The sequence below is a fragment of the Cyanobium sp. Morenito 9A2 genome (genome assembly GCF_024345575.1).
Lineage (GTDB): Bacteria > Cyanobacteriota > Cyanobacteriia > PCC-6307 > Cyanobiaceae > ATX-6F1.
In genome coordinates this window covers 181,595-201,458 of the sequence record NZ_JAGQBJ010000004.1, presented here as the reverse complement: position 1 = coordinate 201,458, position 19,864 = coordinate 181,595, and the positions used below count along the sequence as shown (strand labels likewise).

General features: G+C 65.8%; 24 protein-coding genes, 1 tRNA gene and 1 pseudogene. 16 read left to right on the top strand and 10 right to left on the bottom strand.

What is annotated here, in order from left to right:
* The 5 genes and pseudogenes from KBY88_RS07745 to aroC form a co-directional block, all read left to right on the top strand.
* Positions 1-380: pseudogene (locus KBY88_RS07745) on the top strand (photosystem II q(b) protein); the annotation flags it as partial.
* 441 nt (positions 381-821) lie between these two features.
* Positions 822-1,859, top strand: coding sequence for an HlyD family efflux transporter periplasmic adaptor subunit (locus KBY88_RS07740; protein ID WP_254939340.1), 1,038 nt, complete (start codon positions 822-824; stop codon positions 1,857-1,859).
* Positions 1,856-3,031, top strand: coding sequence for an ABC transporter permease DevC (devC, locus tag KBY88_RS07735; protein ID WP_254939339.1), 1,176 nt, complete (start codon positions 1,856-1,858; stop codon positions 3,029-3,031). Before KBY88_RS07740 ends, devC begins: the two co-directional genes overlap by 4 nt.
* On the top strand, positions 3,021-3,773 hold the full coding sequence (locus KBY88_RS07730; protein ID WP_254939338.1) for an ATP-binding cassette domain-containing protein: 753 nt from the start codon (positions 3,021-3,023) through the stop codon (positions 3,771-3,773). The genes devC and KBY88_RS07730 overlap by 11 nt, the downstream gene beginning before the upstream one ends.
* Positions 3,774-3,839: 66 nt before the next feature.
* Entirely contained in the window at positions 3,840-4,928 is a 1,089-nt protein-coding gene (aroC, locus tag KBY88_RS07725) for a chorismate synthase (RefSeq protein ID WP_254939337.1), read from the top strand.
* Positions 4,929-4,971: 43 nt separating this feature from the next.
* On the opposite strand, the gene KBY88_RS07720 is transcribed toward aroC, so the two are convergent.
* The 5 genes from KBY88_RS07720 to psbO all read right to left on the bottom strand — a co-directional run bounded on the left by KBY88_RS07720 (position 4,972) and on the right by psbO (position 10,607).
* The gene (locus KBY88_RS07720; RefSeq protein ID WP_254939336.1) at positions 4,972-5,703 is read right to left on the bottom strand and encodes a hypothetical protein; all 732 of its coding nucleotides are present in this window, start codon (positions 5,701-5,703) and stop codon (positions 4,972-4,974) included.
* Between the two features lie 181 nt (positions 5,704-5,884).
* Positions 5,885-6,535, bottom strand: a complete 651-nt coding sequence (locus tag KBY88_RS07715; RefSeq protein WP_254939354.1) for a bifunctional 4-hydroxy-2-oxoglutarate aldolase/2-dehydro-3-deoxy-phosphogluconate aldolase — start codon at positions 6,533-6,535, stop codon at positions 5,885-5,887.
* Between the two features lie 22 nt (positions 6,536-6,557).
* Positions 6,558-8,402 carry an ATP-dependent zinc metalloprotease FtsH3 gene (gene ftsH3 / locus KBY88_RS07710; protein WP_254939335.1) on the bottom strand — a complete coding sequence of 615 codons (1,845 nt, stop codon included), beginning with the start codon at positions 8,400-8,402 and terminating at the stop codon, positions 6,558-6,560.
* Between the two features lie 53 nt (positions 8,403-8,455).
* Positions 8,456-9,625 carry a sulfate adenylyltransferase gene (gene sat, locus KBY88_RS07705; protein WP_254939334.1) on the bottom strand — a complete coding sequence of 390 codons (1,170 nt, stop codon included), beginning with the start codon at positions 9,623-9,625 and terminating at the stop codon, positions 8,456-8,458.
* Between the two features lie 169 nt (positions 9,626-9,794).
* Positions 9,795-10,607, bottom strand: a complete 813-nt coding sequence (gene psbO, locus KBY88_RS07700; RefSeq protein ID WP_254939333.1) for a photosystem II manganese-stabilizing polypeptide — start codon at positions 10,605-10,607, stop codon at positions 9,795-9,797.
* Positions 10,608-10,750: 143 nt separating this feature from the next.
* Here psbO and KBY88_RS07695 point away from each other — a divergent pair, with 143 nt between their 5' ends.
* Entirely contained in the window at positions 10,751-11,089 is a 339-nt protein-coding gene (locus KBY88_RS07695; RefSeq protein ID WP_254939332.1) for a hypothetical protein, read from the top strand.
* Positions 11,090-11,098: 9 nt separating this feature from the next.
* Here KBY88_RS07695 and coaBC read toward each other — a convergent pair whose 3' ends face one another.
* Together coaBC and isiD are read right to left on the bottom strand one after the other, a co-directional pair.
* A complete protein-coding gene (gene coaBC, locus KBY88_RS07690) occupies positions 11,099-12,364 on the bottom strand; it encodes a bifunctional phosphopantothenoylcysteine decarboxylase/phosphopantothenate--cysteine ligase CoaBC (protein WP_254939331.1) in 1,266 nt (421 codons plus the stop codon).
* Positions 12,354-12,581, bottom strand: a complete 228-nt coding sequence (isiD, locus tag KBY88_RS07685) for a protein IsiD (RefSeq protein WP_254939330.1) — start codon at positions 12,579-12,581, stop codon at positions 12,354-12,356. Before isiD ends, coaBC begins: the two co-directional genes overlap by 11 nt.
* A gap of 44 nt (positions 12,582-12,625) precedes the next feature.
* Here isiD and KBY88_RS07680 point away from each other — a divergent pair.
* The 7 genes from KBY88_RS07680 to KBY88_RS07650 all read left to right on the top strand — a co-directional run bounded on the left by KBY88_RS07680 (position 12,626) and on the right by KBY88_RS07650 (position 15,465).
* Positions 12,626-12,698 (top strand) — tRNA-Ala (locus tag KBY88_RS07680).
* Positions 12,699-12,856: 158 nt separating this feature from the next.
* A complete protein-coding gene (locus tag KBY88_RS07675) occupies positions 12,857-13,204 on the top strand; it encodes a hypothetical protein (RefSeq protein ID WP_254939329.1) in 348 nt (115 codons plus the stop codon).
* Between the two features lie 186 nt (positions 13,205-13,390).
* Positions 13,391-13,933 (top strand): hypothetical protein, encoded by a 543-nt coding sequence (locus tag KBY88_RS07670; RefSeq protein WP_254939328.1) that lies wholly within the window; start codon positions 13,391-13,393, stop codon positions 13,931-13,933.
* Positions 13,934-14,016: 83 nt separating this feature from the next.
* Positions 14,017-14,178, top strand: a complete 162-nt coding sequence (locus tag KBY88_RS07665) for a PCP reductase family protein (RefSeq protein ID WP_254939327.1) — start codon at positions 14,017-14,019, stop codon at positions 14,176-14,178.
* 89 nt (positions 14,179-14,267) lie between these two features.
* Positions 14,268-14,468, top strand: coding sequence for a DUF8635 family protein (locus KBY88_RS07660; protein WP_254939326.1), 201 nt, complete (start codon positions 14,268-14,270; stop codon positions 14,466-14,468).
* A gap of 259 nt (positions 14,469-14,727) precedes the next feature.
* On the top strand, positions 14,728-15,066 hold the full coding sequence (locus tag KBY88_RS07655) for a DUF565 domain-containing protein (protein ID WP_254939325.1): 339 nt from the start codon (positions 14,728-14,730) through the stop codon (positions 15,064-15,066).
* Positions 15,067-15,291: 225 nt separating this feature from the next.
* A complete protein-coding gene (locus KBY88_RS07650; protein WP_254939324.1) occupies positions 15,292-15,465 on the top strand; it encodes a hypothetical protein in 174 nt (57 codons plus the stop codon).
* 795 nt (positions 15,466-16,260) lie between these two features.
* Here the strand turns inward: KBY88_RS07650 and KBY88_RS07645 are convergent.
* Both KBY88_RS07645 and KBY88_RS07640 read right to left on the bottom strand, forming a co-directional pair.
* The gene (locus KBY88_RS07645) at positions 16,261-17,298 is read right to left on the bottom strand and encodes an aspartate carbamoyltransferase catalytic subunit (protein WP_254939323.1); all 1,038 of its coding nucleotides are present in this window, start codon (positions 17,296-17,298) and stop codon (positions 16,261-16,263) included.
* Positions 17,295-17,945, bottom strand: a complete 651-nt coding sequence (locus KBY88_RS07640) for a DNA-3-methyladenine glycosylase (protein WP_254939322.1) — start codon at positions 17,943-17,945, stop codon at positions 17,295-17,297. Before KBY88_RS07640 ends, KBY88_RS07645 begins: the two co-directional genes overlap by 4 nt.
* Before the next feature lie 9 nt (positions 17,946-17,954).
* Here KBY88_RS07640 and KBY88_RS07635 point away from each other — a divergent pair, with 9 nt between their 5' ends.
* Positions 17,955-18,374, top strand: coding sequence for a DUF6165 family protein (locus KBY88_RS07635; RefSeq protein WP_254939321.1), 420 nt, complete (start codon positions 17,955-17,957; stop codon positions 18,372-18,374).
* An 82-nt stretch (positions 18,375-18,456) separates the two neighbouring features.
* On the top strand, positions 18,457-18,600 hold the full coding sequence (locus tag KBY88_RS07630; protein WP_254939320.1) for a DUF8629 family protein: 144 nt from the start codon (positions 18,457-18,459) through the stop codon (positions 18,598-18,600).
* A 42-nt stretch (positions 18,601-18,642) separates the two neighbouring features.
* Here the strand turns inward: KBY88_RS07630 and KBY88_RS07625 are convergent, their stop codons facing one another.
* On the bottom strand, positions 18,643-18,942 hold the full coding sequence (locus KBY88_RS07625) for a DUF6679 family protein (protein WP_254939319.1): 300 nt from the start codon (positions 18,940-18,942) through the stop codon (positions 18,643-18,645).
* Between the two features lie 110 nt (positions 18,943-19,052).
* On the opposite strand from KBY88_RS07625, the gene KBY88_RS07620 reads away from it, so the two are divergent.
* On the top strand, positions 19,053-19,850 hold the full coding sequence (locus tag KBY88_RS07620) for a creatininase family protein (protein WP_254939318.1): 798 nt from the start codon (positions 19,053-19,055) through the stop codon (positions 19,848-19,850).
* Positions 19,851-19,864 lie beyond the last annotated feature (14 nt).

Genomic DNA, 19,864 nt, shown 5'->3' with positions numbered 1-19,864 from the left:
ACTACGGCTACAAGTTCGGCCAGGAAGAGGAGACCTACAACATCGTGGCCGCCCACGGCTACTTCGGTCGCCTGATCTTCCAGTACGCCTCGTTCAACAACAGCCGCAGCCTGCACTTCTTCCTGGCTGCCTGGCCCGTGATCGGCATCTGGTTCACCGCCCTGGGCGTGAGCACGATGGCCTTCAACCTGAACGGTTTCAACTTCAACCAGTCGATCCTCGACGGCCAAGGCCGCGTGATCAACACCTGGGCTGATGTGGTGAACCGCGCTGGTCTGGGCATGGAAGTGATGCACGAGCGCAACGCCCACAACTTCCCTCTTGACCTGGCGGCCGCCACCGCCACCCCCGTGGCGCTGACCGCCCCGGCGATCGGTTGAGTCGCACCGCGATATTCATCGGTTGAATCCATGGCCCCCTCACGCGAGGGGGCTTTTTTGTTGGCAGTCCAACGACTCTGCAGGCCCCTGAGCCACTGGGAAACCAGGGGAAAACTCAACCGCTGCAGCCTCAACCAGACCCCCCCTGCGATGTCCTTTGCCAGCCTCGGCAAGGACTTCTTCGAGCCTGGCCAGGGGCCTGCAGGCCTTCCTAAAGTGTTGTTGTGTAGGAGGTTCGTTTCCTTGAGGGTCCGCCCCCCCGCCCGCCCCGGTGCCGTTCGTCGCGGAAGAACCATCGACCAACGCCAGCTAAGGTGCAGCCCATCTCCAGGGGGTCTGGCGATCGCTCTGATTGGGCTTTCCTGGATCGGAATGGGTGCAACCCTGCAGGGCTGCCAGCCGAAACCAGCCGATCCGCCCCCTGTCGCCGCAACTCGGCGCGTGTCTGCCCTGGGGCGCATCGAACCGGAAACCAAGATCCGCAAAGTGGCGGTGTCTAGCGCCTTGAGCGGCGACCGCATCGAAGACATCCTGGTGGAGGAGAACACCTGGGTGACGCGCGGGACGCCCCTGGCCCGGCTGAACAGCTACGGCACCCTCAAGGCCTCCTACGACGAGGCCAATGAGAACGTGGCCGTGGCCGAGAGCAAGCTGGTCCAGGTGAAGACTGGGGCCAAGCAGGGCGAGATCCGCGCCCAGGAATTCAATGTGCAGAGCCTGGAGCGCAAACTGGCCGCCCAGAAGCTCGCCCAGGACCAGGCCGTCAATGCGGCCCGCGCCAAGGCCACCGAGGCACGGGTTGAACGGCAGCGCTATGAAGGCCTCTACGCCAGTGGCGGCATCTCCGCGCTCGAGCGGGACCGCTTCCGCACCCGCGCTGAAACCAGCTCAGCCGATCTGGCCAAGGCGATCGAAACCCGCGACGGCACCCTGCTCACCCTGCGCTCCGACATCGAGAGCGCCAAGCAGACCCTGGAGCAGATCAAGGAAGTGCGCCCCGAAGACATCACCACCGCCAACAATGAACTGCGCAAGGCGGTCGCCGCCCGTGACCGGGCCCGCCAGGAATTCGAGTTCGCCACGGTGCGCGCGCCCCAGAACGGACGCATCCTCAAGATCATCGCCAGGCCAGGCGACAAGGTGAGCGACCAGGGCATCCTCGAGATGGCCGACACCAGCCGCATGGTCGTGACGGCAGAGGTCTATCAGACCGACATGCGCATGATCGGCATGGGCCAGGGCGCCACCATCACCGCCGACGGCATCGAGGGCAGCCTCAAGGGCAAGGTATACCAGGTGATTCCCCAGGTGCAGAAGCAGACCATCTTTGCCGGGGAGCCTGGTGAGAATCAGGACCAACGGGTGTTCGAGGTGAAGCTGAACCTCCAGCTCAATGACTCCGAGCAGAAGCGGATCGGCTACGCCTCCAATCTCCAGGTGAACGTGGTGTTCGACCCCAAGCCGGCACCGGCGCCATGATCAGCCCCCTGCGCAAGCTGCTGAAACGCACCCCGGTGGCCTGGCTGCAGGTCACCAACAACCCGGTGAAGATGATGATCGCCCTGGCGGGTGTGAGCTTCTCGAACCTGCTGATGTTCTTTCAGCTGGGTTTGCTGGACAGCCTCTACAACAGCCAGCGCAAACCCATCGACCGCCTCCGCGCCGATCTGGTGATGGTGAGTGAGGGCTACAGCAACTTCGCCTCGCTGCAGACCTTCCAACGCAGCCGGCTCTACCAGGCCCTCGGGGTGGAAGGGGTGGAGAGCATCTCGCCACTGCGCATCTCGCGGGGCGTCTGGATCACCCCCGCCACCCGGCAGTCGTACGACATCTACACCTTCGGCGTGGATCTCACCAAGCCCTCCCTTGCCTTTCCTGAACTCGAGAACGATCCTTTCCGGCTGCAGCCGCTGCGCAGCGCCTTCTTCGATCGCAACTCCAAAAAGCAATACGGCGATGTTGCCGGCGTCGTCAAGCGCGATGGTGTCTATCCACTGGAGATTAACGGCAAGTCGATCCGCATCATCGACACCTTTTCGATGGGGGCCACCTTCGCGGCCGAGGCCAATCTGATCGTCAGCGAGAACACCTTCCTCTACATGTTCCCCAAGGCGGATCGCCGCATGATCCAACTGGGCCTGATCCGCCTGCGGCCCGGCAGCTCCGCCAGCGCCGTGCAGGCCGCCCTGCAGCCATTGATGGCGAAAGACGTGAAGGTGCTCACCCGCAATGAACTGGCCGAGCTGGAGGTGAACTACTGGAAACGCAACTCCTCGGTGGGATTCATCTTCTCCCTCGGCGTTCTAGTGGGCTTCGTGGTGGGCAGCATCATCGTGTACCAGATTCTCTTCGGTGACGTGATGAACAATCTGCCCCAGTACGCCACACTGAAGGCGATGGGCTACACCGATTCCTTCGTGATCAGCGTGGTGATCCAGCAGTCGGCCATTCTGGCGGTGATCGGCTTCGTGCCGGGTGTGATCATCTCCATGGGTCTTTACAGCCTGCTGGCCAACGTCACCAAGCTCACCGTGTTCATGACCCTGAACCGGGCCCTGCAGGTGTTGATCCTCACCTTCGTGATGTGCGTGGGATCCGGCGCCCTGGCCACCCGCAAACTTGTGGAACTCGATCCCGCCGATGTCTTCTGAGTCCGACGCCATGCCCACCAGCGAACCCGTGATCTCCCTGAATCACGTGAACCACTGGTTCGGCAGCGGCGACAGCCGCAAGCACGCCCTCAAGGACATCACCCTTGACATCCAGCCGGGCGAGATCGTGATCTGCACCGGGCCCTCCGGTTCCGGCAAGACCACCCTGCTGACCATGCTGGGCGGCTTGCGGGCATGCCAGGACGGCAGCCTGAAGATCCTCGGCGAGGAACTCCATGGAGCTGGCAAGGAGGTACTGGCGAAGCTGCGCCTCAACGTGGGCTTCATCTTCCAGGCCCACAACCTGATGATGTTCCTCAACGCCAGGAAGAACGTGCGCCTCTCCCTCGAACTGCACGATCAGTACTACGAGGAAGACATGGATAAGCTGGCGGCAGAAATGCTCGAGAAAGTGGGTCTCGGCGATCGCGAAGACTACTTTCCCGCCAATCTTTCAGGCGGCCAGAGGCAGCGGGTGGCGATTGCCCGGGCCATGGTGGCGCAACCGAAGATCCTGCTCGGCGATGAGCCCACCGCTGCCCTCGATAAGGAATCAGGCCGCAATGTGGTGAACCTGATGCGTGAGATGGCCACCAATCACAAGACCACGATCATCATGGTGACCCACGACAACAAGATTCTCGATGTGGCCGATCGGATCATCATCGTGGATGAGGGTGCCCTGGCCAGCAAGGAGGCCGAAGCGGCCTTCGTTGGCAGGATGAGGGAGACCGGCAGCTGAGGACGACCCGCCACGGCGGTCGAACCACCAGGACCGCAGTCGGAGCGTTTCAGTAGGCTCCAGCCCATGGGCAGCAGCTTCGGACACCTCTTTCGGATCACCACCTTCGGGGAGTCCCACGGCGGTGGTGTGGGGGTGATCGTCGATGGCTGCCCGCCACGCCTGGCCCTCGATCTTGAGGCCATTCAGGCGGAGCTCGACCGCAGGAAGCCCGGTCAGAGCAAGATCACCACCCCCCGCAAGGAAGACGATCGCGTCGAGATCCTCAGCGGCCTGCTCGATGGGGTCACCCTGGGCACGCCGATCGCGATGGTGGTGCGCAACAGGGACCAGCGGCCCAACGATTACAAGGAGATGGAGGTGGCGTTCCGTCCCTCCCACGCCGATGCCACCTACCAGGCCAAATACGGCATCCAGGCCCGCAGTGGCGGCGGCCGGGCCTCGGCGCGGGAAACGATCGGCCGGGTGGCCGCCGGTGCCATCGCCAAGCAACTGCTGGCCAGGGCCCATGGCACCGAGGTGATCGCCTGGGTGAAGCGGATTCACACCATCGAGGCCACGATCGATCCAGCCAGCGTGAGCCTTGACGACGTGGAGGCCAACATCGTGCGTTGCCCTGATGCCGCCTGCGCCGAGCGGATGATCGAGCGGATCGAGGCGATCGGCCGCGAGGGTGATTCCTGCGGCGGCGTGATCGAGTGCGTGGTGCGCCGGGCGCCGGTGGGGCTGGGCATGCCGGTCTTCGACAAGCTGGAAGCCGATCTGGCCAAGGCGGTGATGTCGCTGCCGGCTACCAAGGGCTTCGAGATCGGCTCGGGCTTCGCCGGCAGCCTGCAGCGGGGCAGTGAGCACAACGACCCCTTCGTCGCCACCGGCGACGGCAGCCTGCGCACCGCCACCAACAACTCCGGTGGCATCCAGGGGGGCATCAGCAACGGCGAGGACATCGTGCTGCGGGTGGCCTTCAAACCCACCGCCACGATCCGCAAGGCCCAGCAGACGATCACCGCCGCCGGCGAGGCCACGGTGCTGGAAGCCAAGGGCCGCCACGACCCCTGCGTGCTGCCCCGGGCGGTGCCGATGGTGGAAGCGATGGTGGCCCTGGTGCTGGCCGACCACCTGCTGCGTCAGCAGGCTCAGTGCAGCCTCTGGTGATCGGCGCCCGCGATTGCCCCTGAGCGGACAGCCCTCACGACCGTCACTCAGCAGGGATCGCCGCAGTCTTCGCGGTGGTGACACCATTGGAGCTCGGGGCCGCCCCGGTGCTGCCCAAGCGGGTGACCGCCTGGGCCATGCGCTGGGCTACCGACGAACGGGTGGCCTTGCGGGGAGTGGCCTTGGCGCCAGCCTCAGGCTTGCCTACGGCCTTGGCCGGGGCAGACTTGGCGACAGCTGACCTGGCGGTGGTCGGTTTGTGGGTCGTTGTCTTAGCGGCGGCGGGCTTGGCAACGGTTGCCTTGGAAGCGGTGGCTTTTGAGGCCGTGGCCTTGGTGGTGGTGGCCTTGCGGGAAGCAGGCTTCTTGACCGCCGATGGCGCGGAGGAGGTCTTGATGACCGCCGCTTTAGAGGCACTGGTCTTGGTGGTGGTCAGCTTCGCTTTCGCGGATTTGGTGGCGGTTGCCTTCGCCCGGGTGGACTTCGCGGCGGGTGCCTTGGCCACCGCAGGCTTGGCACCTTTCCCGGCGGCATGGGTGGTTCTGGCCTTGGTAAGGGGAGCCTTTCGAGCCGACGGCCTGGCAGCCCCACCGGAGCGGGTGCGATGGCTGAGCACAATCGCCCACTCGGCGTCGGTGAGGTTGGCGGGCTTGCTGCCATGGGCGTCGGCGACCTTCGCTGCCTTTTCGATGTCGGCAACCAGATTGGTCCAGGAGGTGGCAAAGCGCTTGTCCGACTGGGACTTGGCGCCGCTCTCGACCAGGGTTTCGATCACACCAGCGGCGGAAACCTTCTTGCGGCGCCGGTTGAAAATTTCCTTCTGAAGCTGGGCGATCAGGGCGTCAGCCTTATCGCTGAGCTTGATGGTGATCTGCGACATGTAGGTGAAGAGGCTGACTTATAGTTAACACCTGGACTGAACGTTGACAACTGATCGACAACGGCAATGGTTGCGATCAATGCGGAATCTTCTCCCCCTTAGGAGGCTTGTGAGCCGCTTCAAGCTGCCGCAGTACAGCACCGAGCTGGGGATCGATCATCGGCTCGGCAGCCAACGGCTCCAGGGAAGCAGCAAACAAGCCTTGGCCCAGGACGACAGCATCCACCCCTTGGCGCAACCAATCCGCCACGTCGGCGACGTTCAGACCACCGGCGGCGATGCAGAACGGCACCATCCCCCCCATCGGCACGGAAAGTGAACGCCAGTAGCTCGGCCCTAGGTTGACGGCCGGGAACAGCTTGACCAGAGCGCAGCCCAGCGCGCTGGCCTGATGCACCTCGGTGGGGGTCATCACCCCGGGCACCAACAGGATGCCGAGATCCCGCGCCTGAGCAATCAGCGTGGGCTCCAGCACCGGAGCCATGGCGTAGCCAAGACCGGCTTCTGCGACCCTGGCGAGGGCCTCGGCGGAGCGCACCGACGCCGCACCGAAACTGACCTCGGGGAAGCGCAGCTGCAGTTCACGGCACTGCTCTGACCAGGCCGGATGGGCGCTGAATCCAATCTCCACATGGCGCAGCCCCAGGGTGTTGAGCTGGGAGACCCGTTCGACAAGCGAAAGGGGCTGCAGGGCGCGCAGCACCCCCAGCAGGGGCTGGCGGTGCAGGGAGCGCAGAAGTGGAGTGGCCTCAGACGTACTCAGCCACCTTCACGTCACGGTTGATCAGAAGCTCCTGGAGCTCTTCGGCATCCACCGTCTCCTTTTCCACCAGCAGCTCGGCCAACTCATCCAGCACCGGCAGGTTGCTCGACAACACCTCATGGGCGCGCTTGTAGGCCTGAGCCACCAGCACGGACACCTCCTCGTCGATCGCTGCGGCGGTGTCTTCGGAGAAATCGCGCTCGGCGGCAATGTCGCGGCCCAGGAACATCCCTCCCTGGGAGCGGCCCAGGGCCACAGGCCCGAGACGATCGCTCATGCCGAAGCGGGTGACCATCTGTCGGGCCACGCGGGCCACCTGCTGCAGGTCATTGGAGGCACCGGTGGTGACCTCGTCTTCGCCGTAGATCAGTTCCTCGGCGACCCGGCCCCCGAGCGCCACGGCCATCTGGTTCTGCAGGTATGTGCGGGAATAGAGCCCGGACTCCATGCGCTCCTCGCTCGGGGTGAAAAAGGTGAGGCCACCGGCCTGGCCACGGGGGATGATGCTGATCTTCTGCACAGGGTCATAGTCGGGCATCAGCGCCCCCACCAGGGCATGGCCCGATTCGTGGTAAGCGACCAGTCGCTTGCGCTTCTCACTCATGACCCTGTCCTTCTTCTCCGGACCGGCCATCACACGCTCAATGGCGTCGTTGACTTCGTCCATGGAAATCTCCGTGAGCTGGCGCCGGGCCGCCAGGATCGCCGCTTCATTGAGCAGGTTGGAGAGATCTGCGCCGGTGAAGCCAGGGGTGCGGCGGGCCACCTTGTCGAGATCGACATCCTTGGCCATGGTCTTGCCGCGGGCATGGACGCCGAGGATCTGGAGGCGTCCGGCGTAATCGGGCCTGTCGACCACCACCTGACGGTCAAAGCGCCCAGGCCGCAAGAGGGCTGAATCGAGCACGTCGGGGCGGTTGGTGGCGGCCACGATGATGATGCCTGTGTTGCCCTCGAAGCCGTCCATCTCGGTGAGCAACTGGTTGAGGGTCTGCTCCCGTTCGTCGTTGCCACCGCCGAGGCCGGCGCCCCGCTGACGGCCGACGGCGTCGATCTCATCGATGAAGACGATGCAAGGAGCGTTCTTCTTGGCCTGCTCGAACAGATCGCGCACACGGCTCGCGCCAACACCCACGAACATCTCGACGAACTCCGAACCGGAGATCGAGAAGAACGGCACACCGGCCTCGCCCGCCACCGCCTTGGCCAGCAGGGTCTTACCCGTGCCGGGGGGTCCCACCAGCAGCACCCCCTTGGGGATCTTGGCGCCGACGGCGGTGAAGCGGTCGGGGTTCTTGAGGAAGTCGACGACCTCGGTGAGCTCAAGCTTGGCCCCCTCGATGCCGGCCACATCCCCAAAGGTGACCTGGGTCTGGGGCTCCATCTGAACGCGGGCCTTGCTCTTGCCGAAGCTCATGGCCGGATTCCCACCACCCCCCTGGGCACGACGGAGCAGAAAGAACAATCCCCCCAGCAGCAAGAGTGGGAAGAGCAGGCTGCCCACGGCCTGCTGCCAAGCCGCGGGCTCCCGGTTGGGCTGAACGGCAATGTCGACGTTGTGGTCGGTGAGCAGCTTGAGCAGGTCCTTGTCAGGGGCCAGGTTGACCACGGCCCTCTGGCCGTCGTTCTCGACCACCTGGGCGGTGCCACGGTCCGGGGAGATCAGCACCCGGGCGATCTGGTTGTCGGTCACCGCTTCGACGAAGTCGCTGTAGCGCAGCGTCCTGGGGGCATTGGCCGGATCCGGCCGGTCAAGGAAGGCGGTGCCGATGGCAATCATCACGACCGCCAGAAGCACGTACAAACCGGCATTGCGCCACCGCTTCTTCACGTTGCGATCTCCGCTCTCAAAAGGTAAAGGAATGTTAACCGGCACCCAGGACCTCAGGCGGCCCGCAGCACCTCCACCACGCTACGGAAGGCGAACCATTCAGGGATGGCCTCGCCGCTGCGCAGCATCGTTCTGAACTGGGTTCCGCTCAGATTCTTCACATGCAGCCCCCGGGCCTGGGCGTGTTCAGCGGTGACGTAACCCTCCTCCTCCGTGTACACGAGGTTCAACGAGGGCACGGTCTCCATGCCCAGCTCGGGGGCGTGGTCGCGGGCAAAATCCTGGGCTTGATAGGGGCCGTAAAAGTCCTGGCCCGTGATCGAGGATTTGCAGCCGGCCATGTCGCGGCCAATGATGAAGTGGCTGCAGCCGTAATTCTTGCGGATGATCATGTGCTGCAGCGCCTCCCTGGGCCCGGCCATGTGCATCGAGTAGGGCAGGTAGGCCCAGCGGATGCGCGGATTGGCCACCTCCGCCGCCAGGCGTTCATAGGTCGCGAACCGCACCTCACCGGAGATGTCATCCCCCTGGGTGGGGCCGCAGGTGGGGTGGACGAGGACCACAGCATTGGCACTGACGTTGCTGGCGTGCAGGGCCTGGGTGAACAGCTCGTAGTGGGCGCGGTGGATCGGATTGCGGCACTGGAAGGCCACCACGTCTTCCCCCGGGGGCAAGGTGGCACGCACCTCGGCAGGGGTGCGGCAGGGGAAGACGCGGCTGGGCAGCTCCAGCCCCTGCAGCGATCCCCCCAGATAGAAGCGACCGCGCTCGGCCATGATCATGCGCACCGCCGGGTGCTCGATCGAGGTGGTGCCGTAGCAGCCGGCGGCCTCGGCGGGTTTGTCGGGCTCCCAGCGGCTCTCGACGGTCAGCACCGCCAGCTCCTGGGAGCGGTAGGTGAGCAGCAGACGGTCGCCCACCGAGATCGAGGGATCGTCGGTGTCCATCACGATCGGCAGGCCGAACAACAGACCTGTGGTGGTGCGGTGCTGCTCGATCACCGACCGGTAGTCCTCCTGGTGCATGAAGCCGCCCAGGGGCGAGAAGCCCCCCACCAGCAGCAACTCCACATCGCAGGCATTGCGATCGGAGCACTCGATCACATGGTCCACGCCCGCCTTGAGCGCCTCCCAACGATCCTCTGGCCATCGCAGGTCAACGAGCACGCCGCCGTGGGGGGCGATCAAATCGTGGGAGCGGCCGGGGCTGGCGGTGGCGGTCATCAGGTCGAGGTCGAACGGTTCGAAGCCATCGAACGATTCTCCCAGAGCGACCGCTGGCCAGGCGGCGGGACGTCATTCACCGGTGCTCGAACAGGAGGGGCAGACCGACTCGGACACCCATGAAAAAAGGGGCCCGTGGGCCCCCTTCGACCATGGATCGACGGACCGATCAGCCCTGCTCAAGGCGGCCATAGAGCTGGCCGGTGATCTTGACGTCAACGGCCTTCTTCGTGCCCATGTCGGTGTCAGAGGGCTGAATCGCCGTGAACACGCCCGCAAACTCGCCCGTGGCCGGGTCGACCTTCGTGATCGAGAAGTCCATGGTGCCGGTGCCATCGACATAGCGCTTGATGCTCTCGCTGCTGAACTCGTCACCAGCGGGCACCAGACCCTGGGCGTACTCGACACCGGTGGTCAAACCGCGGCCCTTGGGATCGAGGAAGTTGCTCGTGCGGTAGCTGGGGGCACGGAAGGGTCCCGAGAAATCGGTACTGGTGCTCAGGGCAGAGCCCTGGGCCTCAGCGACAAGCTCCTTGCTTGAGAAGGTGAAGGTCACTTCTTCGCCGCCGGGGAGCAGCACGGTGATCGGCTGGAAGTCGATCCCACCAAGCTCCTTGAAGGAAAGCTTGTCGGCGCTGACGCTCAGGTCGCCATAGACCTGATCGAGGCTGGAGGTGAAGCGCGTGAGGATCCGGCCAGCCACGAACTTGGCCTCCTGGCGCTTGTTGGCCGGTTCGCCCTTGACGAACACCTCGGTGGGATGGAGGCAGATTTCCCGCAGCTGGTAACGGCTGGAGGAGCTCAAGGGGATGGAGCCGCGAGCGGAATCGGGAAGGGTCGGGCAATCATTGGCCTTGCCTGTGTTCACGATGTCGTCATAGGTGACGTTGGCCCGTTCAACGGCCTTGGCGCCCCCTCCGCAGGCGGTGACCAGGGTGAGACAAAGCGCCAGCGCGAGGGCCAGCAAGGGACGGAAACGCATGGTGGGGAGAAGCCGCACAGGCAGGAGAAAACCTCTAATCGGGGTGCGCCCGAGCGGGATCCTACAGGCCCAAAAACGTGATTCCACGTAGCATGTCGCGGCTCTCAACAACCCGCCACGCGGGAGCTCGCCGCCCCCCTTGCATGACCACCGCAGGCCACCCGCCGACCGCCCCCACCAGCCACGACGTCAGCACCCTCGCCCAGCTGCAGCCCCTGCTGGAGGCCATCGACCACCTGGCCGAGGAGACCGCTTCCGATCCCAACGCCCTGCTGGCGCTGCTCCGCCAGTTGGAGGGTCTGCACCGTTCGATCCAGGACGGCCCCTTCCGGTCCAGCCTTCCGTCCGATCGCCAGCGTCTGTTTGAACTGCTCCAAAGCATGGAGCGCAGCGGGGGTTGGCCCTACATCCCAAGGCTGCAACTGCGCACGTTCCTGGATCTGCTCAACCGGGAGCCCCCAGGCGACGACAGCCCCCCCTGAGGCCTGAGATCACGGGGTCAGCAAGGCCCCCAGGGCGGACAGCAACCGGTGGGCCACCACCAGCTTGGGGGCCGCCTCGATGGCCTCCTCCCGCTCACCCGGCCCCAGGAGCCAGCCCTGATTGAAGGCTGAGCCGAAGCCTGCGCCCGGTCGATCGATCGGGTTGGCGAACAGCAGATCACAGCCCTTGCGCCGTAGTTTCGCCCGCGCCTGGGGGAGCACATCGCCGCTCTGGGCGGCGAAGCCCAACAACCGTTGGCCTGGCGGCCGCCGCGCCACCAGATCGGTGAGCAGATCGGGCACCTCCTGCCAACCCTGGGCCATGGCCTCAGCCAAGGCCGTCTTATCGCGCTTCTCGGCCCGGGGCTGGGCGGGCCGGTGGTCCGCCACGGCGGCGGCCATGGCGATCGCATCCGCCCCTGGTTGTAACTGAATCAAGCGTTCCTGCATCTGGGCCGCCGCGGTCACCGGATGGCAGGCCAGGCCATCGAGCCAGGCGGGCTCCACGGCCAGGGGGCCATGGACCAGATCGACCTGGGCCCCCCGCAGCCGGGCGGCCTGGGCCAGCAGGACACCCATGCGCCCGGTGCTGGGGTTGGTCAAACAGCGGGCGGGATCCAGATGCTCCCGGGTCGGCCCCGCCGACACCAGCAGCCGCCGGCCGTGCCAATCGCGGCGCCAGCCCCAGACCGCCAGGGATTCCAGGGCGAGCAGCAGCGCTTCGGATTCGGCCATGCGGCCCTCCCCCTGGCGGTCGCAGGCCAGCAGGCCAGCCTGGGGCCCCAGGGGCAAGACGCCCTCGAATCCCTGCAGGGCCTGCCAGTTGGCGCTCACTGACGGGGCGCCCCACATGGAGGTGTTCATGGCGGCGGCGGCCAACACCGGGGCTTCCGACGCCAGCAACACGCTGGCCAGCAAGGTGTCACCAAGACCATGGACCCAGCGCCCCAGGCTGGTGGCACTCAAGGGGGCCAACAGGATCAGCTCGGCCCACTCGGCCAGCTCAATGTGCAACGGACGCGGCGCCCCGTGGCTCCATTGATCCTCTTCCAGCAGCACCGGTTGCCGGCTGAGGCTGGCCAGGGCCACCGGGCTCACCAGCCGTTCGGCGCTTGGGGTGAGCACGCAGCGCACCAAGGCCCCGCGCTTGGCCAGGGCACTGACCACCAGAGGCAGCTTCACCGCGGCGATGCTGCCCGAGATCGCCACCAGGATGCGGCGGCCTCCGAGGGGGTCGGCGGGCGAGGCGGCTGGGTCGCCTGCCTCACTCCTCATCGAAGGGTTCCTGGTCCACCAGATGGACGTAGGGCCGGGCCAGCTCCGGCCGATGAATCGCCAGCGCCCGCATCAGATGCCAGTCCTGCAGACCGGCGAACGGGGTGGGGTAGTCGTCGTCGTCGAGGCGGCGGGCGAGCTCGGCGGTGGCCGCTTCATCGAACGACGCCAGAAGCTCCTGGGTGATCGGGGAAGGAGCGTCGGGAGTTGGGTCCACCAAGGCAGGAGGGCGAGGGTTTTCAGTGATAAGTTTCGCCCGAGGGGGAATTAGCTCAGCTGGTAGAGCGCTGCAATCGCACTGCAGAGGTCAGGGGTTCGAGTCCCCTATTCTCCATCGCTCTTCTCGCTTGCCCGTTCATGCCCTGGAGTGATCCGCCGGGCGACGACCATGGCCAGCGCTCCGGGGGGCTAGCGCCATCCTTGCTCGCCCTGACCCTCGTGTCAGGCCTAGCCCTGGCTCCAGCGGCCAGGGCCTGCTCCTGGAACTCCCGGGTGACCCCCGACGCCAGGATTGACTTCAGCGGCTGGGACGGGGCCACCGCCCGCAAGGGTGTGTTGCGCTTCAAGGGCCGTGGGATCACCGCCTTGCGAAGCGGCTCCACCATGGGCTACGGCAACCGCTGGTGGCGATCCCCGGAAAGCGGTGACGACCTTGGTGGAGTCGTTGAGTTCAGCGGTAGCGAGCCCACCCGCAGCCTGGGATCCTCTGCCCCGGTGACCGCGGTGCTGCTCGTGGGCCTGGGGAGCCTTTTGCATTACAACCGTGGGGTGGCTGGCCTCGATCCCCTGCTGCTGCGCGCCGCCGAGGGGCTGTGGGCCGTGGGGTCCGACTGCCTCTAGGCACTGACATCGCCGCCGGGGGTCTCCCTGAAACCCGGGGCGGGTGGGGTGCCCCGTCTGGGTCGGGGGGTCTGGCTGGGCTGGCGAACAGCAGGGCTGACCAACCGCGCCAAGGCCCATCGATGGATCCGCACAGCCCACTGCCCCAGCCAGGGGCGCTGGGGCCAAGAAGGGGAATGGGGCGTCTTGATCCCGCGAGCTGAGGCGGCAAATCCGCCCTCACATCAACATTTATTTATTACTGAAGACCCTCAACCATCGCTTGACATCGCAACGCTTCTAATTGATCATCCAACAATCCCTATCAGTCCGTCAGTGATGATCCATAACCGTCTACGGCTCATCCTCTCCCTGAGCCTCCTGACACTTTCAACATTTTCATCCCTGCCCTCTTACTCACAACAGCAGAGATATGCCCTGACCTGCCTGGGCACCAACACCGGCACCAAGATCAAATTCCAGTACCGCTGGGGCGATTCAGGGGCCTGGAACGAGGATACCGCTGACCCGGGCAGATGGACCAAGATGCTCTGGGAATACGAAACTCCAGGCCAAAACAAATCACCGACTCTCACGGTCAAGTACGATGACGACTACACCTCATCCACCCATATCGTTACCACACCGTTGAAATCTTATGCCGCCAGGGACCTCAACTGTGAGCGCAGCGGCAAAACCTACAACTATTATCTGAAAAGCTCAGAATTGGTGATCCGCAGCGAGGATTGAACCGCTGACGATCAATTTCTCGTCCCTTCATCTCCAAGGGGCCACCAAGCTGGCTGCCATCCCCCCCATCCTTGCTTAGTCGAATGCAATGGACCCCACAAGCAGAATTCCAGCTCAAGGAGGTGCCTTTTTTCGTGCGCCCGGTCGTACGGCGTCGGATCGAGGCCCTCGCCCGAGAGGACGGGCTTACGGCCATCGATCAGGCTTTCTATGAGGCGGCCAAGCGCCAGTTCGGGGAGCCATGAGACTCCAGCGCCCTGGCTTTCTGGCGCAGGCGGTCTGGGATGGGTCGGCGATGGGGTAAAAGAGAGGTCGATCGAGGCGCCGTTTCTCCATGTCGCAGTCCAAGCGCGAACAGGTGGTGAGCCATCTGCGCTACATCCGTCAGGAACTGCGGGAAATGCACCAAGGTGTGATGGACGACGGACTGCTCCCCGAGGCCGGGGAAGTCCGTGGCGTGATGGCCCAGATGGAGGCTCTGCTGGAACTCCTCGAAGGCAAGGGCTCCCGCAAGAACAAGGATGCCGACAACTGAAAGCGTACGCTCAAGCCTTGACTGACGGGGGGGGCTCTGACGGCTTGCCTGGTGCATCCATCACCCGACGTTTTGCTGAGCGTGTCCCCATCCTTCCAGCCCGGGCCATGCCCGGGCTGTTTTATTGGAATCCCCTATCGGTGGTGGCTGAATGCCTCCATCACGCCAGAAATGGTGTAAACAAGGGTTGGCAGGACGCCTGGTCAGGTGATGGGGATCATCCTGGTGAACGTTCTGCCCCTTCTTTCCTGCCGGGGCCGTGGTTCGAGCGCAGCAGACCCGATTGCACCTGAGGCTTGAGCGCTCAGGCGCACGACTCCAGGCCTGGGCCACCAACCCCTGGCGGCGTGGCTCCCTTCTGCTGATCGTGCTGCTGAGCGCCTTCGCCTGCGGCAATGCCATCACCTCGATCACCGGCGCCCTGTCCCTCCTCGATCCGGTGGCGGCCCTGGTATGCGTGGCCTTTGTCGAACTCGCCATCCGCCTGCGGCGGCCGCTGTTGCTGGTGGGGGGTGATCCCCTGGGCCTGCAGTTGCTCGACATGGCCCGGATTGGCCTGCTCTACGGCCTCCTGCTGGATGGGTTCAAGCTGCTCTGAGCTCCCCCTCCTCCCTTGGGCACCTGCCTACCATCGCGGAACTCCCAACCCGGAAGCAATGGAGCGGGATCACGTTCCCACTGGGTTGGATCCGCCCCTTGAGCGCCGGCAAGGCCGCTCCGATGGGGTGTTCGTGGGGTCTCGGCTTTACCGGGGGGCGGGCCGGCGCACCATGACGTGCGAGTCACCCCGAACGACCGCAGCCACGTCAACCTGAGCCAGCCCTTGCTCGTCCGGGTAGCCACGGGACAGCTGACCGCAGCCGATGTGGCCACCCTGGAGAGGCCGCTGGTGGGGCGGCTGCCCATCACTGAGGCCCTGTGGGGTCAGGTGAACGGGATCGATCCGAAGGCGCAGCAGATCCAGTTCCAGGGCCAGGCTGCAGCGACAACCACCTGATGCAGACAACGGGAGCCCCGAGCGCCTAGGCGGCCCATGCCGACGGGCAAGCCGTGCACCCGTGATGAGGGCCCTGGTCGATGCGGTGGCGATCCGCCACCAGGCGCTGGGGTCCTGGAGGAGGCGGAGCCCACCCTGGATCAGGGCCACCGCCAAGGGCTCCAGACGGGGAGGGACTCAAGGCGGAGGTTCCTGGGGTTGCGCACAGGCAGGTTCAGTGGAGGAGTTGATGCGCCGTGCCCCTGGGGAGCACGTCAGGCAACTCGATGCCTGCGATGCGCGCATCGCGCTGGTCCATCCCGGGAATCGATTGCACCAGGGGCCATGCCCAGCGAGCACTACCACCGCCGCCGAAACTGGCCTTCGGGCCTCCCCCGGGCGTCACCGGGCCCTTAGGCCCGGTGACGCGGTTGGAAGCAGGGACAAGCAGTGGGCGGATGACCGCTGAAGCGCAGGGGCTGGTGGTCGACTCCTGCGGCTGCCCGTGGGATCAAGGGGGCCGCGTGCAGGCGGAGCCTGAGGGCTGGGTGCCAAGTCGCCCAATCATCCGGGTGATCGGCGATCTCAGCCGCTAGGGGCCCACGGCGATGGGCTTGCTCCGACCAGGGATGGCGGGCCCGGTGGTGCCCATGGGCCGCTGGGTGACCGTGCCGGGGCGGCTGCAGGCTGTGGCCGATGGCACGGTCTGCAGATCAGGGGCAGGCAGCTCCTGGGGCTGGCCCCTCAGCCCTCCATGCCGAGCCAGGACACCCACTTCAGGCTTCTGTTCAAATGGCTCCGAGCGATCGCCACCCGTCAGCGCAGCTCTCTGCTGTTGTCTTGGTCGATGGCGCTGAGCAGATAGAGCAGAGCCATGCGGATCGGGATGCCGTTGCGCACCTGCTCCTCCACCAAGCTGCGAGCGGGGTCATCGAGCAAAGCCCCGCTGAGCTCCACGCCGCGGTTCACCGGCCCAGGGTGCAGCACCGGCACCGACGGACCCAGGCGTGCCAGGCGGGCATGGTCGAGCCCGAACTGTCGGTGGTAGGTGTCCAGGCTGGTGAGCAGGTGCTGGTGCATGCGCTCCTTCTGCAGGCGCAGGGTCATCACCGCATCAGCTCCCTCCAGGGCCCGCTCCAGCTCTCGCTCGATCCGCACCCGGCCGCGGCCGCGCACCGGATCGTCGGCCTGACCCGGCGGCGGCGCATCCACGAAGGCGGCAAAGGCCTCCGGCAGCAGGGTGGGCGGTCCGCAGAGCACCACCTCGGCGCCACAGGCCGTCAGGGCCCAGAGGTTGGAGCGGGCCACCCTTGAATGGAGCACATCCCCAACGATCACGATGCGCCGACCGGACAGGGCCTCAGGTGTCGGGTCTTCGGGGGCGAAGTGACGGGCCAGAGTGAACAGATCCAGGAGCCCCTGACTCGGGTGACTGTGGAGGCCATCGCCGCCGTTGAGCACCGCCACGCGTTCACCGCTGGCCTCAAGGGCCCGGGCCAGACTGGCGGGCACCCCGGCGCAGCCGTGGCGCACCACGAGCACATCGGCACCCATGGCCACATAGGTGCGGGCGGTGTCCAGCAAGCTCTCCCCCTTGCTCAGGGAGCTGGAGGCGGGAGAGAAGCTCTGCACATCAGCCGAAAGGCGCCGGGCCGCCATCTCAAAGCTGCTGCGTGTCCGCGTGCTGGCTTCGAAGAAGAGGGAGACCATCAGCCGCCCCTGCAGAGCTGGCAACCGCCTGGAACCGCTGCTGGGCAGGTTGCGGAAACGCTGGGCCAGCTGCAGCACGGTGGCGAAATCCTCGCGACTGAAGGCCGCCAGATCGATCACATGGCGATGGCTCCAGCCGCTCACGGGGCCAGCACCCCACGAAGACTCCAGGCCTGCTGGGGCGGCGGCGGGCGATCGCCTGGGGCACGGCGGCTGACGCTGCGGCTGCGGCGCAGGTACCAGCGCCATGGCAGTTCCTGGCCCAGGGAGACCCCGATCCGAGTGGTCTGGACCAACTCCAGGGGTTCAGGCAGCCCCGGGTGACGCGGGGCCAGCCAGAGGCCACGGGCCCGGGTGGCCGGTCGGCCGTCATCGGTGCGATCGAGGCCGAACCAGCGGGCCAGGAGGCCGGGGCCCGCGGCACTGCGCTCATGGACCTCCGGCAGGGCGGGCAGGGCCACGGCCCGCAGCAGCACACCGCTGGCCCAGTCGTTATGGCCGGTCACCACATTCACGCAGTGATGGATCCCGTAACTCACGTAAACGTAGAAGCGTGCGGGCGCTCCGAACAGGGTCTCGTTGCCCGGAGAGCGCCGGCGATGGCCGTGGCAGCCCGGTTCGCTCTGGTCGTAGGCCTCCGTCTCCACCACCACACCCCAGCGGTGGGAACCATCGGCACGCCGGCGCACCAAAAGACAACCCACCAGTTCGGGAGCCACCTGCTCGGCGGCTCGCGCGAAAAAGGCCCGCGGCAACGCCTGGCTCACGCCCGCAGGGATGGTGTGGTTCACGGCGCCATGATGCTTGCCCCCGAGGCCATCGGCATGGGAGCAGTTGATCCCGCCCTGATCACGATCCCCGTCTCCGTGGGTGAGCTGATTGACAAGATCACGATCCTGGAGATCAAAGTCGAGCGGCTCGAGGGGACGGCTCAGGCCAACGTGCGAAGGGAACTGGCGCTACTGAACAGCAGCCTGGTTGATTCAGGCCTGGCCATCGATGCGGCGCTGCGGGAGGCGCTCAAGGCGGTGAACCTGAAGCTCTGGGCGATCGAAGACAACATCCGCGAGCAGGAGCGCCGGCAGGAGTTCGGCGCCGCGTTCATTGCCTTGGCGCGCTCGGTTTACGTCACCAACGACCGGCGGGCGGTACTGAAACGGCAGCTCAACGAGCGCCACGGCTCCGCCCTGGGCGAAGAGAAGTCGTACCGCCCCTATTGAAGGGGCAAGGCCCCTCCTGATAAGCACTAGTGAAAAGGTCGATGCAGCGCGCCAGAATGGCGTCCATCAACGCTCTGGTTCCGTGTCCCTTGCGCTCTCCGGCTTCAACCTCGGCACGGTGCTGCTGGCCGGCAGCGGCCTGTTCGTCCTGGCCACGGTCTTCTTCGGCACCCGTGGCGGCTACTACGACACCGACGACTACGACGGCAACGGCACCGCCCACTGAGCCGCACTCACTGCTGCAGTGATCCGCTCGCCGGCCAGACCTTCAGCTCTGGCTGCGCAGCTGCTCTGATTCGGGGCAATCTTCGGCGACTTCCAGGTCCTCGGCGAGGGCCGTGCGGCTGAAGAAGGCCAGCCTGGTGCTCACCGCACCGATCGAATCGAGCCGCAGGCTCTCTTCCCAGCTGTGCAGCTCATCGTCGTCTTCGTCGTCGTAGCGCAGGGTGACCATGTCTCCCTCCAGTTCGATCACGAGGGCCTGTTCGATCCAGCGCTGCTGGTCCTTCACAAACACCCATACCGGGCGCTTCTCATGACAGAAGCGCTGGAGCTTGCGGTGAAGCATCGGGCCTCCGGTGCCTGGTGGGCTCCGTCCGGATCCAGTCCGGTCGATCCTGATCCTAGGGATGATGGTTCCATTCGCGTACAAACCGTCCGCGCGCTTTACCACCCGCCGTGTCTGATCCGATCCCGTCCACCACCACTGAAGCGATCCGCCTGCAACTGCGCAGCTGGCCGGAAGTGGAGGCCTACCTGGAGCACCAGAAAGGGGTGATCGTGCCCCTGGGCTCCACCGAGCAGCACGGCCCCACCGGCGCCATCGGCACCGATGCCCTCACCGCCGAGGCCGTGGCCCTGGAGGTAGGACGCCGCAGCGGCGTGCTCGTGACCCCCGCCCAGGCTTTCGGCATGGCCGAACACCACCTGGGTTTCGCCGGCACGATCAGTCTCCAGCCCTCCACCCTGCTGGCGGTGCTCCACGACGTGGTGCTGTCCCTGGCGCGCCATGGCTTTGAGCGCATCTACGTGATCAACGGCCATGGCGGCAACATCGCCACCGCCCGGGCGGCCTTTGCCCAGGCCCACGCCACGGCCGCCAGCCGCGGCCTTGCCAACGCCGGGCGCCTGCGCTTCAAACTGGCCAACTGGTTCACAGCCGGCCCGGTGATGCGCACGGCCCAGGCGCTTTACGGAGAGCGGGAGGGTCACCATGCCACCCCCAGCGAAATCGCCCTCACCCTGCACCTGGAACCCAGCCTGGTGGCCAAACAGCGCCCCCTGCCGGAGCCGGCACCGGCCGGGCCAATCCATGGGCCTGAGGATTTCCGGCGCCGCCACCCCGACGGGCGAATGGGCTCCGATCCCTTTCTCGCCTCCCCGGCCCATGGGGCACGCTTCCTCGATGAGGCGGCCACCGCCCTGGCGGCTGATCTGGAGGGCTTCCTGGGCGAAGAGGCGAGCACCGCCGATTAGGTTCGCCCACAGAT

What these genes read in the sequence shown, in the direction of transcription:
- sat (WP_254939334.1), bottom strand. Translation starts at nt 9,625, where the DNA reads ATGACCGCCACCGCCAGCCCCGGCCGCTCCCACGATTTGATCGCCCCC.
- devC (WP_254939339.1), top strand. Translation starts at nt 1,856, where the DNA reads ATGATCAGCCCCCTGCGCAAGCTGCTGAAACGCACCCCGGTGGCCTGG.
- KBY88_RS07730 (WP_254939338.1), top strand. Translation starts at nt 3,021, where the DNA reads ATGTCTTCTGAGTCCGACGCCATGCCCACCAGCGAACCCGTGATCTCC.
- psbO (WP_254939333.1), bottom strand. Translation starts at nt 10,607, where the DNA reads ATGCGTTTCCGTCCCTTGCTGGCCCTCGCGCTGGCGCTTTGTCTCACC.
- KBY88_RS07625 (WP_254939319.1), bottom strand. Translation starts at nt 18,942, where the DNA reads ATGCTTCACCGCAAGCTCCAGCGCTTCTGTCATGAGAAGCGCCCGGTA.
- KBY88_RS07660 (WP_254939326.1), top strand. Translation starts at nt 14,268, where the DNA reads ATGTCGCAGTCCAAGCGCGAACAGGTGGTGAGCCATCTGCGCTACATC.
- KBY88_RS07635 (WP_254939321.1), top strand. Translation starts at nt 17,955, where the DNA reads ATGCTTGCCCCCGAGGCCATCGGCATGGGAGCAGTTGATCCCGCCCTG.
- aroC (WP_254939337.1), top strand. Translation starts at nt 3,840, where the DNA reads ATGGGCAGCAGCTTCGGACACCTCTTTCGGATCACCACCTTCGGGGAG.
- coaBC (WP_254939331.1), bottom strand. Translation starts at nt 12,364, where the DNA reads ATGAGGAGTGAGGCAGGCGACCCAGCCGCCTCGCCCGCCGACCCCCTC.
- KBY88_RS07695 (WP_254939332.1), top strand. Translation starts at nt 10,751, where the DNA reads ATGACCACCGCAGGCCACCCGCCGACCGCCCCCACCAGCCACGACGTC.
- KBY88_RS07665 (WP_254939327.1), top strand. Translation starts at nt 14,017, where the DNA reads ATGCAATGGACCCCACAAGCAGAATTCCAGCTCAAGGAGGTGCCTTTT.